Raw genomic sequence first — 17202 nt, 5'->3', positions numbered from 1 at the left:
GATAAAACAAAAGGGCATGAAAGCCCTTGTGTTTGATTTAATCTTAACTCGCTGACATAGCGGTTTTGATTTTTTCCATTGCATTCTTTTCTAACTGGCGGATACGCTCAGCAGAAACGTTATATTCAGCCGCCAACTCATGCAAAGTTGACTTATCATCATCTAACCAGCGACGTTGCAGAATATTACGCGAACGGTCATCAAGCTGATCCATTGCCTCGTGTAAAGCAGAAGTACTTTGCTCTTCGTAGTCTTCTTCTTCAACTAGGCGTGCTGGATCGTAACGATTATCTTCTAAATACAACGCTGGAGCAGTATGTGGTGTATCGTCATCATCATCGCCTTGCGCTTCAAAAGCAGCATCATAAGCGGTTAAACGACCTTCCATTTCTAACACCTGCTCAGGTGTTACTTTTAAATCATTAGCAATCGATTTTGCTTCTTCTAGCGTCAATCGTTTACTTGATTTCTTGAGGCTACGTAAATTAAAGAATAATTTACGTTGTGCCTTGGTGGTCGCGATTTTAACGATACGCCAGTTACGAATCACATATTCATGAATTTCAGCTTTAATCCAGTGCACTGCAAAAGAAACTAAGCGAACGCCCATATTCGGATCAAAGCGCTTAACTGCTTTCATTAACCCGAGGTTACCCTCTTGGATGAGATCACCTTGTGGTAATCCGTAACCTGCATAGCTACGTGCAATATGTACGACAAAGCGGAGGTGTGACATTACCAAAAGTTTGGCAGCATCAAGGTCTTGGTCATAATAATAACGCTCAGCAAGTTCTTTTTCCTGCTCGGCCGTTAAAATTGGAATTTGATTGACAGTACTGATATATGCACCAAGGTTTACGCCTGGCGCAGACAATGACAGGGGCATCAATTGATTGCTGCTGTCAGTAGTCATGGAGTCTCCTTATAGGATGGTATTTGAGTCAACAATTTCATCTTAATGCGAATGTTCTTCATCACTAAGGAAATTTGAGTATAGAAATGTAAAGTTAACTATTTTATCTTTACCAAGAGTTTAGCAAAGAATCATATAGATTCAATTAAATAGTGAAATTCATTGTCTGAAATTTTTTGTGTCTGGCACTGAAGTTGCTGAATTTGGCAATATCGTGTTACATCAATTTCACTGTGTGGATCTGATGATTTCAATAAAAACTGTGTTGGACGGTCTGCTTTTTTTAAAGCGCGCTTTAACATCAATAGGGGCATTGGGCAGGGTTGTCCCAAGGCATCAATAATTTCAGGTGAATTTGGTGTACCAGTCATAAGCATTTAAATTGTTCCATTCAAACGTATGTTAACAAATTTTCGCGTAATTTTTATGATAAAAATTTCATTAAAAAAACAGCTAAATTATTGAAAAAACCTGATAGAACATGTGGAAATAACTAAAAATAATCCTATTAATTGTCATAAACCCGTGCTAAGCTCGATGCGTTTTAGGAAGAGTTTAATACAATATTAATGTAATAAACCCTATAACAAATGGATGTAACCGGAAATTGTTGATAGTTTTACAGAATGATTACAAGCTTTAAAATTATAAATATTTTAAAACCTTGTTGGCTCTGCTGTTTGCAACACCGGAAGGTCCTTATCTTTCAATATCTGAGGATTGACTTATGACAGCTCGTGAACAAGGCGTAGTAAAGTGGTTTAACGACACTAAAGGCTTTGGTTTTATTCAGCGTAATGGTGGTGATGACGTATTCGTTCATTTCCGCGCAATTATGGGTGATGGCCACCGTTCTTTACGTGACGGCCAACGCGTAGAATTCAGTGTTGTTCAAGGACAAAAAGGTTTCCAGGCTGAAAACGTTCAGCCTTTAGACTAATTTGTTGCTTTAACGCAATATAAAAACGCTCCAATGTAATTTGGGGCGTTTTTGTTTATAATAGCCACTTTCTTTTGGTCATTGATGGTTCGAGAGCATATATGACGTCTGGTTTTGAAACCTTAAATTTACATCCGCAGTTGAAGAAAGCGATTGATGCTTTGGGTTTTACAAAAATGACCCCAATTCAGCAAAAGGTTTTAAAATATACATTAGCAGGGCATGATGCCATTGGTCGAGCGCAAACGGGTACGGGTAAAACCGCTGCTTTTTTGATTAGCGTGATCAATGATCTGTTAAATAATCCAGTTCAAGAACAGCGTTTTCGTGGTGAGCCACGTGCGTTAATTTTAGCGCCAACTCGTGAGTTAGCGTTACAGATCGAAAGTGATGCACAAGCATTAACCAAATTTTCAAATTTACATCTGGTCACTTTGTTGGGTGGCGTAGATTTTGAAAAACAAAAGAAAATGTTAGACCGTAATTTTGTCGATATTATTGTGGCTACTCCTGGTCGTCTAATTGATTTTGTCGAGCAAAAAGAAGTCTGGTTAGATAAAATTGAATTCTTGGTCATTGATGAAGCAGATCGCTTGCTCGATATGGGCTTTATCCCGTCAGTAAAGAGAATTGTTCGTTTTTCACCATTTAAAGAGCAACGCCAAACTTTAATGTTCTCTGCAACATTTAGCTATGATGTTCTTAATCTTGCACGTCAATGGTTATTTGAGCCGGTTACGGTAGAAATTGAACCTGAGCAAAAAACCAATAATGACGTTGAACAGCGTGTGTATGTGGTTGCGAAAGAAGATAAATACAAACTATTGCAAGAGATTTTGCGCGAAGAACCGATTGATAAGGTGATGATCTTTGCGAATCGTCGTGATCAGGTGCGTCGTTTGTATGATCATTTAAAGCGTGATGGTTATCGTGTTGGTATGTTGTCGGGCGAAATTGCACAAGATAAGCGTTTGAAGATGCTGGATCAATTTAAGCAAGGTAAGAACAATATTATGATCGCGACTGATGTTGCGGGTCGTGGTATCCATGTGGATGGCGTTTCGCACGTGATTAACTTTACCTTACCTGAACAGTCTGATGACTATGTACATCGTATTGGTCGTACCGGTCGTGCAGGTGCGCAGGGTGTAAGTATTAGCTTCTTATCGGAAGATGATGCTTTCTATTTGCCTGAAATTGAAAAAGCGATTGGTAAGAAATTGCCTTTAACGCGTCTGGATGGTTATTGCTAAGTCTGAAACTACTTTGATTTAAGCGATTTCTGACAGAGAAAGTTTTTCAAAAAAAGACCAAATTATTTTGTGATTTGGTCTTTTTTATTATTTAGTAAGATTTGCTACTCAAATTACACAAAAGATTAAAGATTTTTTTATAATTCCTGTGATTAGTTGCTGAATTGAAATAAATCAACATGTAGAATATGGCGCATTACCTGGGAGGATATTATGGCTCTAATCTCAATGCGCCAGCTCTTGGATCACGCTGCAGAATATAACTACGGCGTACCAGCGTTTAACGTAAACAACTTAGAACAAATGCGTGCAATCATGCTCGCTGCGGATGCAACAAATTCACCTGTGATCGTGCAAGCTTCAGCTGGTGCGCGTAAATATGCAGGTGCACCTTTCTTACGTCATCTTATTTTAGCTGCGATTGAAGAGTGGCCACATATTCCAGTGGTAATGCACCAAGATCATGGTACAAGTCCAGATGTTTGCCAACGTTCGATCCAGTTGGGCTTTAGCTCAGTTATGATGGATGGTTCATTGGGTGCGGATGGTAAGACACCAACATCTTATGATTATAACGTTGATGTAACCCGTCGTGTGGTTGCAATGGCGCATGCTTGTGGTGTTTCAGTTGAAGGTGAGATTGGTTGCTTAGGTAGCCTTGAAACTGGTATGGCTGGTGAAGAAGATGGTGTTGGCGCTGAAGGCGTACTTGATCACTCTCAATTACTAACTTCTGTTGAAGAAGCGACTCAATTCGTTGCTGATACCAATGTGGATGCTTTGGCAATTGCTGTTGGTACTTCACACGGTGCGTATAAGTTTACTCGTCCACCTACAGGCGATATTCTTGCAATTGACCGTATCAAAGAAATTCATGCTGCATTGCCAAACACGCATCTTGTAATGCATGGTTCAAGCTCTGTGCCGCAAGAATGGTTAGCTGTGATTAACCAGTACGGTGGTGATATTAAAGAAACTTATGGTGTGCCTGTAGATCAGCTTGTAGAAGCGATTAAACATGGTGTGCGTAAGATTAATATTGATACCGATTTACGTTTGGCTTCTACGGGTGCAATGCGTCGTATGATGGCAGAAAAACCAAGTGAATTTGATCCACGTAAATTCTTTGGTGAAACTGTTGAAGCAATGAAAGAAATCTGTGTTGCTCGTTACGAAGCATTCAGTACAGCAGGTCATGCAGACAAAATTCGTCCAATTTCTTTAGAGAAAATGGTTGATCGTTACAAATAATTGATTTGTAATGTAGAAAAATAGCGGCAATTGCCGCTATTTTTTTTATTTGTATTTTTCTGGGTAATAAAAATGCCAGCACGTGGCTGACATTTTCACTTCACTTAAGCTCAACTTACTTTTTTTGCTGAGCTTTAGAGTCTAGGTTAGCATCTTTGATTTCAACATAAGCATTGGCGCGAAGTTCACGCATCCAGCTGTCTACTTCAGTATCAAACTGACGTTCGCCCAAGATTTGACGTGCCATACGCTCTTGCACTTCTTTGGTCATATCTTGTTGACGAGTATCTGTGACTTGCAGAATGTGCCAGCCAAATTGACTTTGGAAGGGTTGGCTAACTTGACCAACAGGTGTCTCTTTCATTACTTTTTCAAACTCAGGCACCATCACACCTGGGCTAACCCAGCCTAAGCTACCGCCATCACGTGCAGAGCCTGTATCATTTGAATAAGTAGCTGCCAAGGTTGCGAAATCATCGCCCGCTTTAGCACGATTGTAGAGGCTATCAATCATTTGCTTGGCGCGATCTAAGCTCACGACTTCTGATGGTTGAATCAGAATATGGCGAGTCTTGTATTGTGGAACCAGCGCTTTTTGTTCATTTTGCTTACGTTCTAATAACTTTAATACGTGTGTTCCATCACGTACATTGATTAGCTCGGTTGTTTGTCCCACTTGAAGTGGAGTTATACGTGCTGCCAATTCTGTTGGAATCTCTGATAATGAACGGAAGCCCATATCAAGACCATCTACTTTTACAGCACCAGTTGAAAACTTGCTGCTAATCGCTTTAGGGTCATCACTGGTAGTGAGTGATTGTTTAACCTGCTGAGCGACTTGCTGTACATCATTGGTATTATCACCAGAGATACGCATATGGATGACGTGAACTTGTGTACCCAGTGCAGCTTGACCTTCTGGTGATTTCAGGAAGTTTTCAACATCATGGTCACTGATTTTAATACGTGACATCACTTGTTGCTGACGTAAACGGCCAATTGCAAGATCTTCCGCAACACGGTTACGCAAGTTTTCGTAAGTACCTGGTGCAATAGCATCTAGCTTTTGCTGAAAAGCTTCTAGTGAGTTTGCACCCGACTGATTTGCAACTTTCAGTACAGCAGCATTCAAGCTTTTCTCATCAGCTTTAATACCGTAACGCTTAACCTGTTCCAGTTGCGCTTGACGTACAATCAGTTGATCTAAAACCTGCATTTGCAAGTATTGTTGCGGTGGAACAGTTTTGTTTTGTGCTTTTAATTGGTGTTCTGTTTCAGCAACACCTTGTTCTAAATCACTTTTAAGAATGACACTACTATCCACAATTGCAACAACCTCATCCGTTGGTTGAGCAAAGCTTTGCATTGATGAAGAAATTAGGGCAGCGAGAACAGTGGCTCTAAAGATATGTTGAAAAGGTTTTATCTTCATTAACGTTGTGTCCAAGATTGATTAATTTTGTTGAAACCTAAAACTCTATTCTCCAGAAGTGAAGCGAGCTTATTGTTTAAAGCACCAAGACCTTTTAGCGTGAATTCAGCCATAACCGCATTCTTTTTACGAACGTCTGGGGTATTTGGATCATCCAGATCGTTATAGTAAGAACGGCCATAGACTGACACAGCCCAACAACAAGATTCATAATTTACGCCAAGTAGATATTCGCGCATGACATTGTTGTCGATGTCGTATTGAGCATGACCCATAATACGCCAATTGTCTTTTACAGGTTGTATAAAGGATGCAACCACTTGATCGTAAGAATTTTGACGATCAGGAATATCTTTGCGGTAGAAATAGCCTAAGTTATAGAGATTACCTTTGTCGCCTGTATAGTAGGCTTGGAAATCGCGCTGTGCATTGTCACCGTTTGACATCCATGCAGCATTTGAACTGATCGTAACGTTCTGGTTGAGCTGGCTAGATAAACTCACAATCGGGCCTGTACGGCGTTGTGTATCAAATTCATCTAGTTTTTCGTTTAGGCTTACACGACGATCACTGAAATAGTAACTTTGTCCAACACTTGCTTTGATACGTTCTAAACCTTCCGTATCTAAAAGGCTATAAGTCACGCCAAGTGATAGGAAGTTATTGTCATCTAAACGGTCATGACCATAGAAACGGTAGGGGTTAAATAGTTGGTCGTAATTGATTGACGCTGAAGTAGAGTCAAAGTTTGGATGATCATCCTGTTTTTTATATGGTGAATAAGCATAGAAAGCACGAGGTGAAATGCTTTGTAAGTACTTACCATCTTTTTCAAATGTCATTCCTGTAGCAAGTGTAAATTGAGGAACGACAACTGATTTTTCTAAGTCATCTGAAGCTGATAATCCACGGCCTTCTTTTGAATCCTGATCGAAGAAAGTATTGATACTGCGAACAGAAACTTCTGGAACGACATAGAACCATGATGGCGTTAGATAATTATATCGAACTGCAAACTGGTTGTAGATACGGGTACCACTTGATTCAAGTGCGGAACCATCTTCAATTGATTTCTTGAAGTATGCGGTATCATTATTAAATTCATATTGGAGGCCTTGTGGATCACCAGTGACATAATTTAATAAGAATTGCGGCAATCGCGCATAAGGTTTATCTGCATCTTTAATCGTTTTATCCAAGGTCTGGAAGTCTTCGACTTTTAACTGAGCTCTAAGACCAGGGATACCATTACCATAATTCAGTTCCCAGGCACGACGTAAATTTAGATCTGTACGTGTGTTGGGGTTGTTATTAAAGTCTGAAAAATAATCTTTATCTGATGCGTAGTTATATTCTAGATTGGTCGACCATTGATCATTGATTCTCCAGTTATGGAGAAAGTGGAGGTCTTCACGGTCTTCATTGTCATATTGATTATCTTGAGCAATATAACCACCCCAAATACGACCAGAACCAAAGCTTTCGGTCATGTAGCGGAATTCAGCATCTAATTTCGCCCCACGTTTACTCATAAAGCTTGGTGTGAGCGTAAGATCGTAATTCGGTGCAAGGTTTAGATAAACTGGTGCGGCAAGTTGTGCGCCACCATCATTACTATAGCCAAAGCTTGGACTCAGTAAACCTGTAGTACGGCGGTCATCAATTGGGAAATTGAAATACGGAACGGCAAGTACGGGCACATCTTTAACATAGAATTTTGTACCGCGTGTGACACCACGACCTGTATCCTGATTTAACTCAATCTCTTTGGCCTGGATTTTCCATGCTGGTTTTTGTTCTGGTGGACATGCGGTATAACTTGCATCTTTAAAGATCACCAGATTTTCGTTGGCACGTTTGATCTGAGTGGCATGACCATGTGCATGTTGTTGTTCTGAGATATAGAAACTATTGTTTAAATCCCCAGTCTGGGTCTTTAAATTATAGTCAATTGCATCACTTTGGGTGAGGAGACCTGATTGAGCAAGTTGTACTCGACCCTCGGCATTGGCATGCGTTTGTGTTGAGTCAATAGTGACCTGATCGGCACGAATAGTACGGCCTTCCTGATCGATGACGACATTGCCTTGCAGAACTGAATCGCCCGCTGGATTGTAGTGTCCATAGTCAGCGGTAATCACTGAAGTTGTGGTACTCGCATCTCCCGCTTTTGTTTCAGGATTAATTGGTGTTACCCAAGTCCCTTGGCAAAAAGAAGAGCTTAAATAGCGGTTATCACGCAATTGGGCTTCTGGTGCAGATTTGTCTACATAATATTGCTGGAAAAAATGTTCCCCAGGATAACTTTCTTGGTCTTGCTGTCCTTGATTTCGAATGGCTGCTTTGAGCTGTTTGTTGTCAAGCGTAGAGACAGCATCAGCTTGTGCCGCGAAACTGGATTGAATCGAGCCGCCACACAAGAGTGTCAAAATAGCTGTTGCTAAAGGATTAAATTTAAACTGATGTTTCATTGTCTCATTAACCAGTACGCTAATTCACAATTAATTATTGTCGCATCATAGAGAAAAAGTTGATAAGTGGCTACACTTAAGCTTTCAAAATCTCAGCTAGTTTTAGATTTTATTGCAAATGAATACACAACGTGAACAATTGATACAAACTTGGCTTCAAGCCACTCTCCAATCTGATCAATTCGAGATCAACTTTTTAGCAGGAGATGCAAGCTTTCGTCGTTATGCACGAATTAAGTTACAAAACAAAACATATATGCTCATGGATGCGCCGCCTGAAAAAGAAGATTGTGCACCATTTGTAAATATCGATGAGTTCTTTGACAAAAATGGTGTGCGTGTTCCGCATATCGTGGCTAAAGACCTGACATTGGGTTTATTGCTACTGGAAGATTTTGGTGATGTGGTGCTATCAACATTACTGAATGATAAAACAGTAGATGAGTATTATGCTCAAAGCTTTAAACAGTTGATTGAGCTGCAACAGATTGATGGGCAGGCTCATTTGCCAGCTTATTCTTATGAAAAGCTCATGACTGAAATGCGTTTGCTAACTGAATGGATGTTGCCTTCATTAAAGATTCAGCCGACAGAGCAGCAGTTGGAAACCATTGAACAAGCATTTGATTTTCTGGCGATCGAAGCAACTCAGCAGCCGCAAGTAATTGTACATCGTGATTTTCATAGTCGTAATTTAATGAAAATTGAAAATGAACAAGAATTAGGGGTGATTGATTTTCAGGATGCTGTGATTGGCGCAGATACTTATGATCTGATTTCGATTACGCGTGATGCCTACGTGCAATGGAATGCTGAGCGTGTTTATCAATGGTTTGAAGTGTTCTATAACTTATTACCCGCTTCTGCCAAAGAAAATCGTAGTTTTGATCAGTTTAAGCGTGATGCAGACCTGATGGCGATTCAGCGTCACATCAAGATTTTAGGTATTTTTGTCCGTTTATTCGAACGTGATGGCAAATCAGGTTACTTAAAAGATTTACCGCGAGTGATGTGGTACTTACTTGAAGAAAGCCAAGGTTATGATGAGTTGAATGACTTTATGCAATTTATCCGTGACGTTGTCATGCCTAAGTTTATTGCGCAATATGGTGATTACGAGGTAGCAGCATAATGAAAGCGATGATTCTTGCTGCTGGTTTAGGCAATCGCATGCGTCCACTGACTTTGCATACGCCAAAACCTTTGCTCGAAGTCGGTGGGAAACCGCTGATTGTCTGGCATATTGAAAAGTTGCAGAAGGTTGGTGTCACAGAGATTGTGATCAATACGGCTTGGTTAGGCGATAAGCTTGTTGCTGCTTTAGGTGATGGTTCACAATTTGGTGTCACTATCTTGTGGTCACACGAAGGCGAAGGTCTGGAAACAGCAGGCGGTATCATCAATGCTTTGCCATTGCTGGGTGAGGAGCCGTTCATTTTGGTGAATGGGGATGTCTGGACCACGATGGACTTTTCAACGCTGTTAAATGTTCAGTTAGAAGATAAGCAGGCGCATTTGGTTTTGGTCGAAAACCCGCCTCAACATTTAAAAGGAGACTTCATCCTGGCAAATGATTTAGCTTATACTTTTGAGCAGGAGCAGTTGGGCGAAGCCTTAACCTATAGTGGTGTTGCTGTTTTAGCGCCACACATGTTTACTGGGCTAGAAAATGGCAAGCGACCTTTGGCACCATTGTTGAAACAGGCGATGCAACAGCAGCAAGTTTCAGCAGAAAAGATGCAGGCGATCTGGGTTGATGTGGGAACACCTGAGCGTTTAGAACAGCTTGATCAACAAATCAAGCAAGGCGCTTTCGTATAACAAAAATTGCTTTGTCTATCTTTGATTTGCCTAAGAAAAGACAAAAACTTAATGGATTGTGCAGTTTATCATGCTTGTAAATGATTAACTGCATAATCGTTCAACAAGTTCTACTGTGCCTTGTATCAGAAATGGGTATACTGCACAGCAAATTTATCGAGATGTTGCACTGTTATGCATCCTTTTTTTCAAGAATTAAAGCAAGGTAGTCAAGCTCTGGGTCTGAACCTGAGTGAGGACACCCTAACACTCTTATTGAAATATCAAGATGCTCTGGTGCTGTGGAATAAGGCATATAATTTAACGGCTATTCGTGAGCCGAAAGAAATGCTGGTTAAACATTTATTAGATAGCTTAAGTATCTTGAATGATTTGCCGCAAGGTCGTTTATTAGATGTAGGAACGGGTGGTGGAATGCCAGGCATGATCATTGCATTATGCCAACCAGAACGTTCTTGTGTCCTTTTGGATTCGAACGGGAAAAAAATTCGTTTCCTGAAGCAGTTTATTGCTGACTTGAAACTGCAAAATGTAATTGCAGTTCAAACACGTGTTGAAAATGAAGATAGTATTGGTGAGTTGGGTCAGTTCGATGTCATTACAAGTCGCGCATTTGCGTCTTTAACCGACTTTGTCGATGCTGCACAACCATATATGCATGAGCAGAGTATTATTGCTGCAATGAAAGGCTTGATTCCAGCTGATGAAATTGAGCAAATGAAAGATGAGTATTCATGTAAGATCATTGAACTTCGTGTCCCGAGATTAGATGAACAACGTCATTTACTTTTACTTCAACGTATTCAATAAAAATATTAAGGGTAATCATGGCTCAAATTATTGCGATTGCAAACCAAAAAGGTGGTGTAGGGAAAACCACGACAGCAGTCAATCTTGCTGCCTCTTTGGCGATCTTGAAAAAACGTGTCTTGTTAGTTGATATGGACTCACAAGGGAATGCCACCATGGGGTCTGGCATTCAAAAGAATGATTTACTGTACTCGGTGACAGATGTGTTACTGGGTGAAGTGCCGATTGAAACTGCGATTCAGAAAGCAGAAGTCGGTTATAAGGTTTTAGGTGCGAACCGTGAACTTGCTGGGGTAGAGCTAGCAATTGCAGAACAGGAAGGGCGTGAGTTCATTCTTAAAAATGCCTTGCAGGAAGTAGAATCTGCTTTTGATTATATCATTGTCGATTGTGCGCCAAGTCTTAGCTTGATTACTGTCAATGCCTTAGCTGCCGTAAATGGCGTGATTATCCCGATGCAATGTGAATACTATGCACTGGAAGGTTTGGCTGATCTTACGCAAACCATTGACCGTATACAAAAAGCCCTTAATCCAAACTTGGAAATTGTAGGGGTATTACGTACCATGTATGACGCTCGTAATGCATTGACACGTGATGTGTCTGCCGAGTTAGAGCAATATTTTGGTAAAAAGTTATACGAGACCGTGATTCCTCGTAATATCCGTTTGGCGGAAGCGCCAGCACATGGTTTACCTGTGATCTATTTTGAGAAAAGTTCTAAAGGCGCTATTTCATATTTGAATCTCGCTGCAGAAATATTGAAGAAAAGTAAAGTGAAAAAAGGAAGCGCTGTATGAGCATCAAAAAACGCGGATTGGCTAAAGGTCGTGGTTTAGATGCGCTATTAGGTTCAATTCAAAAAGAGAAATTGCAACTTGAAGCACAGGCCTTGGATCATGGTCAACTCAAGCAAATTGATGTCAATTTATTAAAACGTGGTGAATATCAGCCACGTCGCTTTATTCATGAACAAGACTTACAAGAGCTTGCAGCATCGATTGAAAAACATGGTGTGATGCAACCGATTGTCATTCGTCCTGTCGACGATGAGCAGCAACCATACGAAATTATTGCCGGTGAGCGTCGTTGGCGCGCAGCGCAATTGGCAGGTTTGACTGAAATTCCTGCGATTGTGCGTGATTTAAATGATCAGGTTGCCATTGCTTTAGCGTTAATTGAAAACATTCAGCGTCAGGATTTAAATCCAATTGATCAGGCAATGGCTTTACAGCGTTTCCATGATGAGTTCGGTTTAAGTCATCAGGAAATTGCCGATACCGTTGGTAAGGCACGTACCACCGTGAGCAACTTATTGCGCCTCTTGAGTCTTGCTGATCCGATTAAAGACCTGATGCAACAAGGTCAAATCGATATGGGACATGCGCGTGCTATTCTCGCGCTAAAAACCAAAGACCAGATTTCAGTCGCGAAGATCGTGATTGAAAAAGGTTTATCGGTACGTCAAACTGAACAGCTAGTACGTGAGTGGAGTGAACCAAAACCTGAAAAGGAAAAGGCTCAGATTTCTCCTGACATTGAACAATTGACTCAGAAACTGTCAGAACGTTTCGGAGCAAATGTAAAAATTGACCATAACCAGAAAGGTAAAGGGAAAATGGTCATTCACTACCACTCATTGGATGAGTTGGATGGAATCCTCAATATTTGTTTACCTAACTAATATTTAGGATACGTCCTTTTATATTTTAAATATTATTGGGGAATAATATGTGGGAACTTGTGAAAGCGGGTGGCTGGTTAATGCTGCCCCTTATTCTGTCATCAATTTTTACGGTTGCGATTACGATTGAACGATATATTCGTTTAAAGCGATCACAAGTTTTACCTCAGGCTTTACTGGTCAATGCGACAGATGCTGATACTGTGATTGCACAGCTTGAGCAGGATGACGCTTTGAAAAGTCCACTCGGACGTATTTTAAAAGCAGGTTATGATCATCAGGATCAGGGTGAACAATTTGCCCGTGCGCAAATGGAAGCCGCTGCTTCGCAAGAGATTAGCGCCTTAGAAAAAAATATTAATTTCCTTGGTACATTAAGTGCAATTGCACCTTTGCTGGGTTTACTCGGTACCGTACTGGGAATCATTGAATCATTTTTGGTGATTGATGTCGGTTCTGCGGGCAATGCCAGCATGATGATGCCTGGGATTTCAAAAGCCTTGATTACCACAGCCGTGGGGATGCTGATTGCGATTCCTGCAATGATTGCCTATCGTTATTTTCAACGTGTCGTGCATGAATATGTTGCAGAGTTGGAACAGCAATCGACTTTATTTCATGCTGCGCTTTTCTATAAAAAAGCGTCTCCTTTACAAGAACACCGTCGTGCAAGCTGAGCCGAGGTGGCATCATGAAATTTAAACGTTCTCAAGTTGAAGATATTCATATTAATTTGACACCAATGATTGACTGTATGTTATTTATTTTGGTGTTTTTATTATTATCCACGACTTTTAGTCAACAAAGTCGTATAAATCTGACACTGCCCGATGCACAAGGGGTTCCGCCTAAACAGTTCGATCACAAAATTGAAATCATGGTAGACTCCACAGGGCATTATGCTGTGAATGGTCAGGCTTTATCCAGTAAAGATATTGCCGATTTAAGTACTGCGATCAAGCAGGTTGCTCAAGATCGTCGCGATTTGATGTTTATTATTGCTGCTGATGCGAAAGCCACTCATCAAGATGTGATTCGGGTGATGGATGTGGCAGGCCAGCTTGGCTTTATGAACGTCAATATCAGCACTAAAGTTCCAACTAGAGGTTTTACTGAGTGAATCAAGATTTTAAGGTTTATGTCCGCTTAATATCGTATTTAAAATCTTATTGGGGCGTTGCCTTATTTGTCTTGCTTGGTTTTGGTATCAACGCTGCTACAGAAGTTTCTGTGGCAAAGTTGCTTAAATACATTATCGATGCAATTCAAAATGGTAGTCGTGAGAATCTGGACTGGTTTCCTGCACTCATCGTCTTGTTAATGTTCTTCCGTGGCGTAGGTTTATTCCTCGGTGGATATTTCTCAGCGGTGATTTCGCGGAGTCTGGTATTCAGTATTCGTCAGGAAGTGTATGCAAAACTTCTAAGACTGCCAGCTCAGTATTATCTTGATAACAGTGCGGGTCATATCAGCGCAAAGCTGATGTATAACGTTGAGCAGCTCACCGCGGCATCCTCTGAGTCTTTGCAGACTTTGATTAAAGATGGTTTGATTGTTATTGGTTTGTTGAGTTATCTACTCTATACCAACTGGCGTTTAACCCTATGTATCGTCGTTTTCATGCCGTTTATTGGTATTTTGGTCAGAATCGCATCGAAGAAGATGCGTAAGCTCTCGATTCAAGTACAAAATACCATGGGTGATGTGAACCATGTGGTACAAGAAACCATTACCGCAAACTCGGTTGTGAAAAGCTTTACTGGCGAAGAGTTTGAACAGAAGCGCTTTTATAAGTCTTCTGAAGAAAACTTACGTCGTGGTTTGAAAATGGTTGTGGTGCAAAATATCAATAGCCCAATCATTCAGCTTTTGTTGTCGATGGCAATGGCAATCATCCTTTGGTTAGCACTACGTCCGCAAGTGTTTGGCGATACCTCTGCGGGTGAGTTCATTTCATTCATTACTGCTGCTGGTTTAATTTCTAAACCTGTAAAGAATTTGACTGATATCAATGAAAAACTGCAACGCGGTTTGGCTGCAGCACATTCAGTATTTGAGTTATTAGATTTACCTGAAGAAGTTAACGATGGTCAGTTGAAACCTGTGTTAAAAGGCAATATTCAATTTGATCATGCGAACTTACGTTATGAAGATGGTACACATGCCATTAAAGATTTCTCTTTAACCATCAAAGCAGGACAAACTGTTGCTTTGGTTGGGCGTTCTGGTGCGGGTAAGACCTCATTGGTTAACATGCTGCCACGTTTTCAAGAGCTAAGTGAAGGTCAGATTTATTATGATGGTATTGCTGTCAAAGAAATTGAGCTGGCTTATTTACGCTCTCAAATTGCCACAGTGAATCAGCAAGTTGTACTATTTAACCGTTCAGTACGTGACAATATTGCTTATGGTCAATTACAAGATTCAAGTGATGAGCAGGTGATTGCAGCAGCGAAAGCAGCTTATGCACATGACTTCATCATGAATCTGCCACAAGGTTACGACACAATTCTGGGTGCGCAGGGCTTAAACCTTTCAGGTGGCCAGCGTCAACGTATTGCGATTGCCCGTGCAATTCTTAAAGATTCTCCAATCTTGATTTTAGATGAAGCAACCAGTGCGCTGGATAATGAATCTGAATACTTTATCCAACAAGCCTTTGATGAAGCGATGCAAGGTCGTACTACCATCGTGATTGCACACCGTTTATCAACTGTTGAAAATGCGGATCTGATCGTGGTGATGGATAAAGGCCAGATTATTGAGCAAGGTACTCACGCTGAGCTGTTGGCTAAGCATGGTATGTATTATCAATTACATCAACGCAATTTTGAGGAAGACTAAGCATGTCGATGGCGCAACGTATTCAGGATGCCTGGAATGAACAGGCTTCATGGTTGGTGGTGTTGCGCCCACTGTCATGGTTGTATCGATTGGGCTTCTGTACCAATCGGGCACTTTATAAAAATGGTCTAAAAAAAGTGTATAAAGCACCAGTCCCAGTCATGGTGATTGGTAATATTACGGTCGGTGGTAGCGGCAAAACACCTTTGTTGATCCAGTTGGTCAAATACTTGCAACAGCAGGGCGTTCGGGTGGGTGTGATCAGTCGTGGTTATGGGGCTGAAGGGCCTTTTCCGCTCTTGGTTACTCAATCCTCCGAGCCTGATGCTGCTGGCGATGAACCTTGTCTTATTGTGCAGTCTACACAAGTTCCGATGGCTGTTGGTCCGAATCGTCAAGCGGCAATCGAGCTGTTACTGCAAAATCAACAACTTGACTTGATTATTAGTGATGATGGTTTACAGCATTGGGCCTTAGCACGCGAAATTGAATGGATTGTACTGGATCAAAATCGTGGTTTGGGTAATGAGAAATTATTGCCAGAAGGTTATTTAAGAGAGCCTAAATCACGCCTAAACCACAGTACAGTGATTGAACATACCAAAGTTGCTCAACCTAAGCAGAACATGCATCTAGAAGTAGGCCAGCCTTATTTATTAAATGCCAATCTGGACGCGCCTTGGTTTGATCCAAAGCAGTATTTTAATGCGGTGGTGGGTATTGGTTTCCCACAGCGTTTTTACCAGACCTTGAGTAAGCTCGAAGTTGATCAATATCAAGCGCATGAATTTCCAGATCATCATGATTATGAAATTGCTGATTTAAGTTTTGATAATCCAGATGCAATCATTACCACGGAAAAAGATGCCGTAAAATTCAAGGCATTATTAAAGCAACATCCTGAATTTAATATTCCGATTTGGGTGGTACCCGTCGAAGCAGTATTATCACCTGACTGTTATGTGTTGTTAAAACAGCAATTAAAACAGGTCGGGATTCAACTTTCTTAGAGATCTATCATGAAGCATATTGTTATTCCTGCTCGTTTTGCGAGCTCTCGTTTGCCAGGAAAACCATTACTCCTTATTCATGGTCGACCGATGATTTTGCGGGTGGTAGATCAAGCAAAAAAAGTTGCTGGTTTTGATGATTTGTGTGTTGCAACAGATGATCCACGTATTGCCGAGGTTTGTCAGGCCGAAGGTGTGGATGTGGTTTTAACCAATCCTGAGCATCCATCTGGCACGGATCGTTTAAGTGAAGTTGCTCGTATCAAAGGTTGGTCAGCAGACGATGTGATTGTGAACGTACAAGGTGATGAGCCTTTATTGCCTGCTCAACTGGTACAACAGGTCACACAGCTTTTGATTGATAATCCACAATGCTCAATGTCTACTTTGTGCGAGCCGATCCATCAGTTAGATGAATTTCAACGTGATAGCATCGTGAAAGTGGTGATGAGCAATCATAATGAAGCGCTTTATTTTAGTCGTGCGACCATTCCTTATTATCGTGACGGCGTAAAACAAGCTGTACCAACGCTACACACACAGGCTTTCCGTCATTTAGGTCTATATGCTTACCGTGTGAAATTATTGCAAGAATACGTGACTTGGGAACAGGGCAATCTGGAGAAACTGGAAAGCCTAGAGCAATTACGTGTTTTGGAAAATGGTCATCGCATTGCGATTGATGTTGCAGAAGCGAACTTACCCCCAGGCGTAGATACACAGGCGGATTTAGATCGTCTCAATACAATGCCTGTGAGTGCATTTGAATAAGA

Annotated in this window: 17 protein-coding genes; 13 read left to right on the top strand and 4 right to left on the bottom strand. The window is 41.0% G+C overall.

The features are described 5' to 3' along the window. Positions 1-43: 43 nt before the first annotated feature. Both rpoH and AWW72_RS11720 read right to left on the bottom strand, forming a co-directional pair. Positions 44-913 carry an RNA polymerase sigma factor RpoH gene (gene rpoH, locus AWW72_RS11725; RefSeq protein ID WP_062847448.1) on the bottom strand — a complete coding sequence of 290 codons (870 nt, stop codon included), beginning with the start codon at positions 911-913 and terminating at the stop codon, positions 44-46. Positions 914-1044: 131 nt separating this feature from the next. Further along, entirely contained in the window at positions 1045-1284 is a 240-nt protein-coding gene (locus tag AWW72_RS11720) for a sulfurtransferase TusA family protein (protein ID WP_062847461.1), read from the bottom strand. A 356-nt stretch (positions 1285-1640) separates the two neighbouring features. On the opposite strand from AWW72_RS11720, the gene AWW72_RS11715 reads away from it, so the two are divergent. From AWW72_RS11715 to fba, 3 genes are all read left to right on the top strand, one after another. Beyond that, a complete protein-coding gene (locus AWW72_RS11715; RefSeq protein ID WP_004653893.1) occupies positions 1641-1853 on the top strand; it encodes a cold-shock protein in 213 nt (70 codons plus the stop codon). A gap of 101 nt (positions 1854-1954) precedes the next feature. Continuing rightward, the gene (gene rhlB / locus AWW72_RS11710) at positions 1955-3106 is read left to right on the top strand and encodes an ATP-dependent RNA helicase RhlB (protein ID WP_005257937.1); all 1152 of its coding nucleotides are present in this window, start codon (positions 1955-1957) and stop codon (positions 3104-3106) included. 213 nt (positions 3107-3319) lie between these two features. Continuing rightward, complete coding sequence (gene fba, locus AWW72_RS11705; RefSeq protein ID WP_062847447.1) at positions 3320-4357, top strand: class II fructose-bisphosphate aldolase; 1038 nt, start codon at positions 3320-3322, stop codon at positions 4355-4357. Positions 4358-4472: 115 nt separating this feature from the next. On the opposite strand, the gene AWW72_RS11700 is transcribed toward fba, so the two are convergent. After that, positions 4473-5789: a peptidylprolyl isomerase gene (locus AWW72_RS11700; protein WP_005257935.1), complete on the bottom strand. Its 1317-nt coding sequence runs from the start codon at positions 5787-5789 to the stop codon at positions 4473-4475. Further along, positions 5789-8260 (bottom strand): LPS-assembly protein LptD, encoded by a 2472-nt coding sequence (locus AWW72_RS11695; RefSeq protein WP_062847446.1) that lies wholly within the window; start codon positions 8258-8260, stop codon positions 5789-5791. The genes AWW72_RS11700 and AWW72_RS11695 overlap by 1 nt, the downstream gene beginning before the upstream one ends. A gap of 118 nt (positions 8261-8378) precedes the next feature. On the opposite strand from AWW72_RS11695, the gene AWW72_RS11690 reads away from it, so the two are divergent. The 10 genes from AWW72_RS11690 to kdsB all read left to right on the top strand — a co-directional run bounded on the left by AWW72_RS11690 (position 8379) and on the right by kdsB (position 17200). Next, positions 8379-9392 carry an aminoglycoside phosphotransferase family protein gene (locus AWW72_RS11690; protein ID WP_004772537.1) on the top strand — a complete coding sequence of 338 codons (1014 nt, stop codon included), beginning with the start codon at positions 8379-8381 and terminating at the stop codon, positions 9390-9392. Further along, positions 9392-10081 carry an N-acetylmuramate alpha-1-phosphate uridylyltransferase MurU gene (gene murU / locus AWW72_RS11685; RefSeq protein ID WP_004772536.1) on the top strand — a complete coding sequence of 230 codons (690 nt, stop codon included), beginning with the start codon at positions 9392-9394 and terminating at the stop codon, positions 10079-10081. Before AWW72_RS11690 ends, murU begins: the two co-directional genes overlap by 1 nt. Before the next feature lie 174 nt (positions 10082-10255). Next, entirely contained in the window at positions 10256-10891 is a 636-nt protein-coding gene (gene rsmG / locus AWW72_RS11680; protein WP_004772535.1) for a 16S rRNA (guanine(527)-N(7))-methyltransferase RsmG, read from the top strand. Positions 10892-10908: 17 nt separating this feature from the next. After that, on the top strand, positions 10909-11691 hold the full coding sequence (locus AWW72_RS11675; protein WP_004772534.1) for a ParA family protein: 783 nt from the start codon (positions 10909-10911) through the stop codon (positions 11689-11691). Further along, complete coding sequence (locus AWW72_RS11670; RefSeq protein WP_062847445.1) at positions 11688-12575, top strand: ParB/RepB/Spo0J family partition protein; 888 nt, start codon at positions 11688-11690, stop codon at positions 12573-12575. Before AWW72_RS11675 ends, AWW72_RS11670 begins: the two co-directional genes overlap by 4 nt. A gap of 47 nt (positions 12576-12622) precedes the next feature. Beyond that, positions 12623-13252 (top strand): MotA/TolQ/ExbB proton channel family protein, encoded by a 630-nt coding sequence (locus tag AWW72_RS11665; RefSeq protein ID WP_062847444.1) that lies wholly within the window; start codon positions 12623-12625, stop codon positions 13250-13252. Between the two features lie 14 nt (positions 13253-13266). After that, entirely contained in the window at positions 13267-13695 is a 429-nt protein-coding gene (locus AWW72_RS11660) for an ExbD/TolR family protein (RefSeq protein ID WP_005257922.1), read from the top strand. Next, entirely contained in the window at positions 13692-15419 is a 1728-nt protein-coding gene (gene msbA, locus AWW72_RS11655) for a lipid A export permease/ATP-binding protein MsbA (RefSeq protein WP_062847443.1), read from the top strand. Before AWW72_RS11660 ends, msbA begins: the two co-directional genes overlap by 4 nt. 2 nt (positions 15420-15421) lie before the next feature. Beyond that, complete coding sequence (lpxK, locus tag AWW72_RS11650; RefSeq protein WP_062847442.1) at positions 15422-16429, top strand: tetraacyldisaccharide 4'-kinase; 1008 nt, start codon at positions 15422-15424, stop codon at positions 16427-16429. Between the two features lie 9 nt (positions 16430-16438). Beyond that, positions 16439-17200: a 3-deoxy-manno-octulosonate cytidylyltransferase gene (gene kdsB / locus AWW72_RS11645; RefSeq protein WP_062847441.1), complete on the top strand. Its 762-nt coding sequence runs from the start codon at positions 16439-16441 to the stop codon at positions 17198-17200. The last annotated feature ends 2 nt before the right edge of the window (positions 17201-17202 follow it).

Origin of the sequence: Acinetobacter sp. NRRL B-65365, assembly GCF_001605865.1 — a bacterium.
GTDB lineage: Bacteria > Pseudomonadota > Gammaproteobacteria > Pseudomonadales > Moraxellaceae > Acinetobacter > Acinetobacter vivianii.
This window is presented reverse-complemented; position numbering and strand designations above follow the sequence as displayed.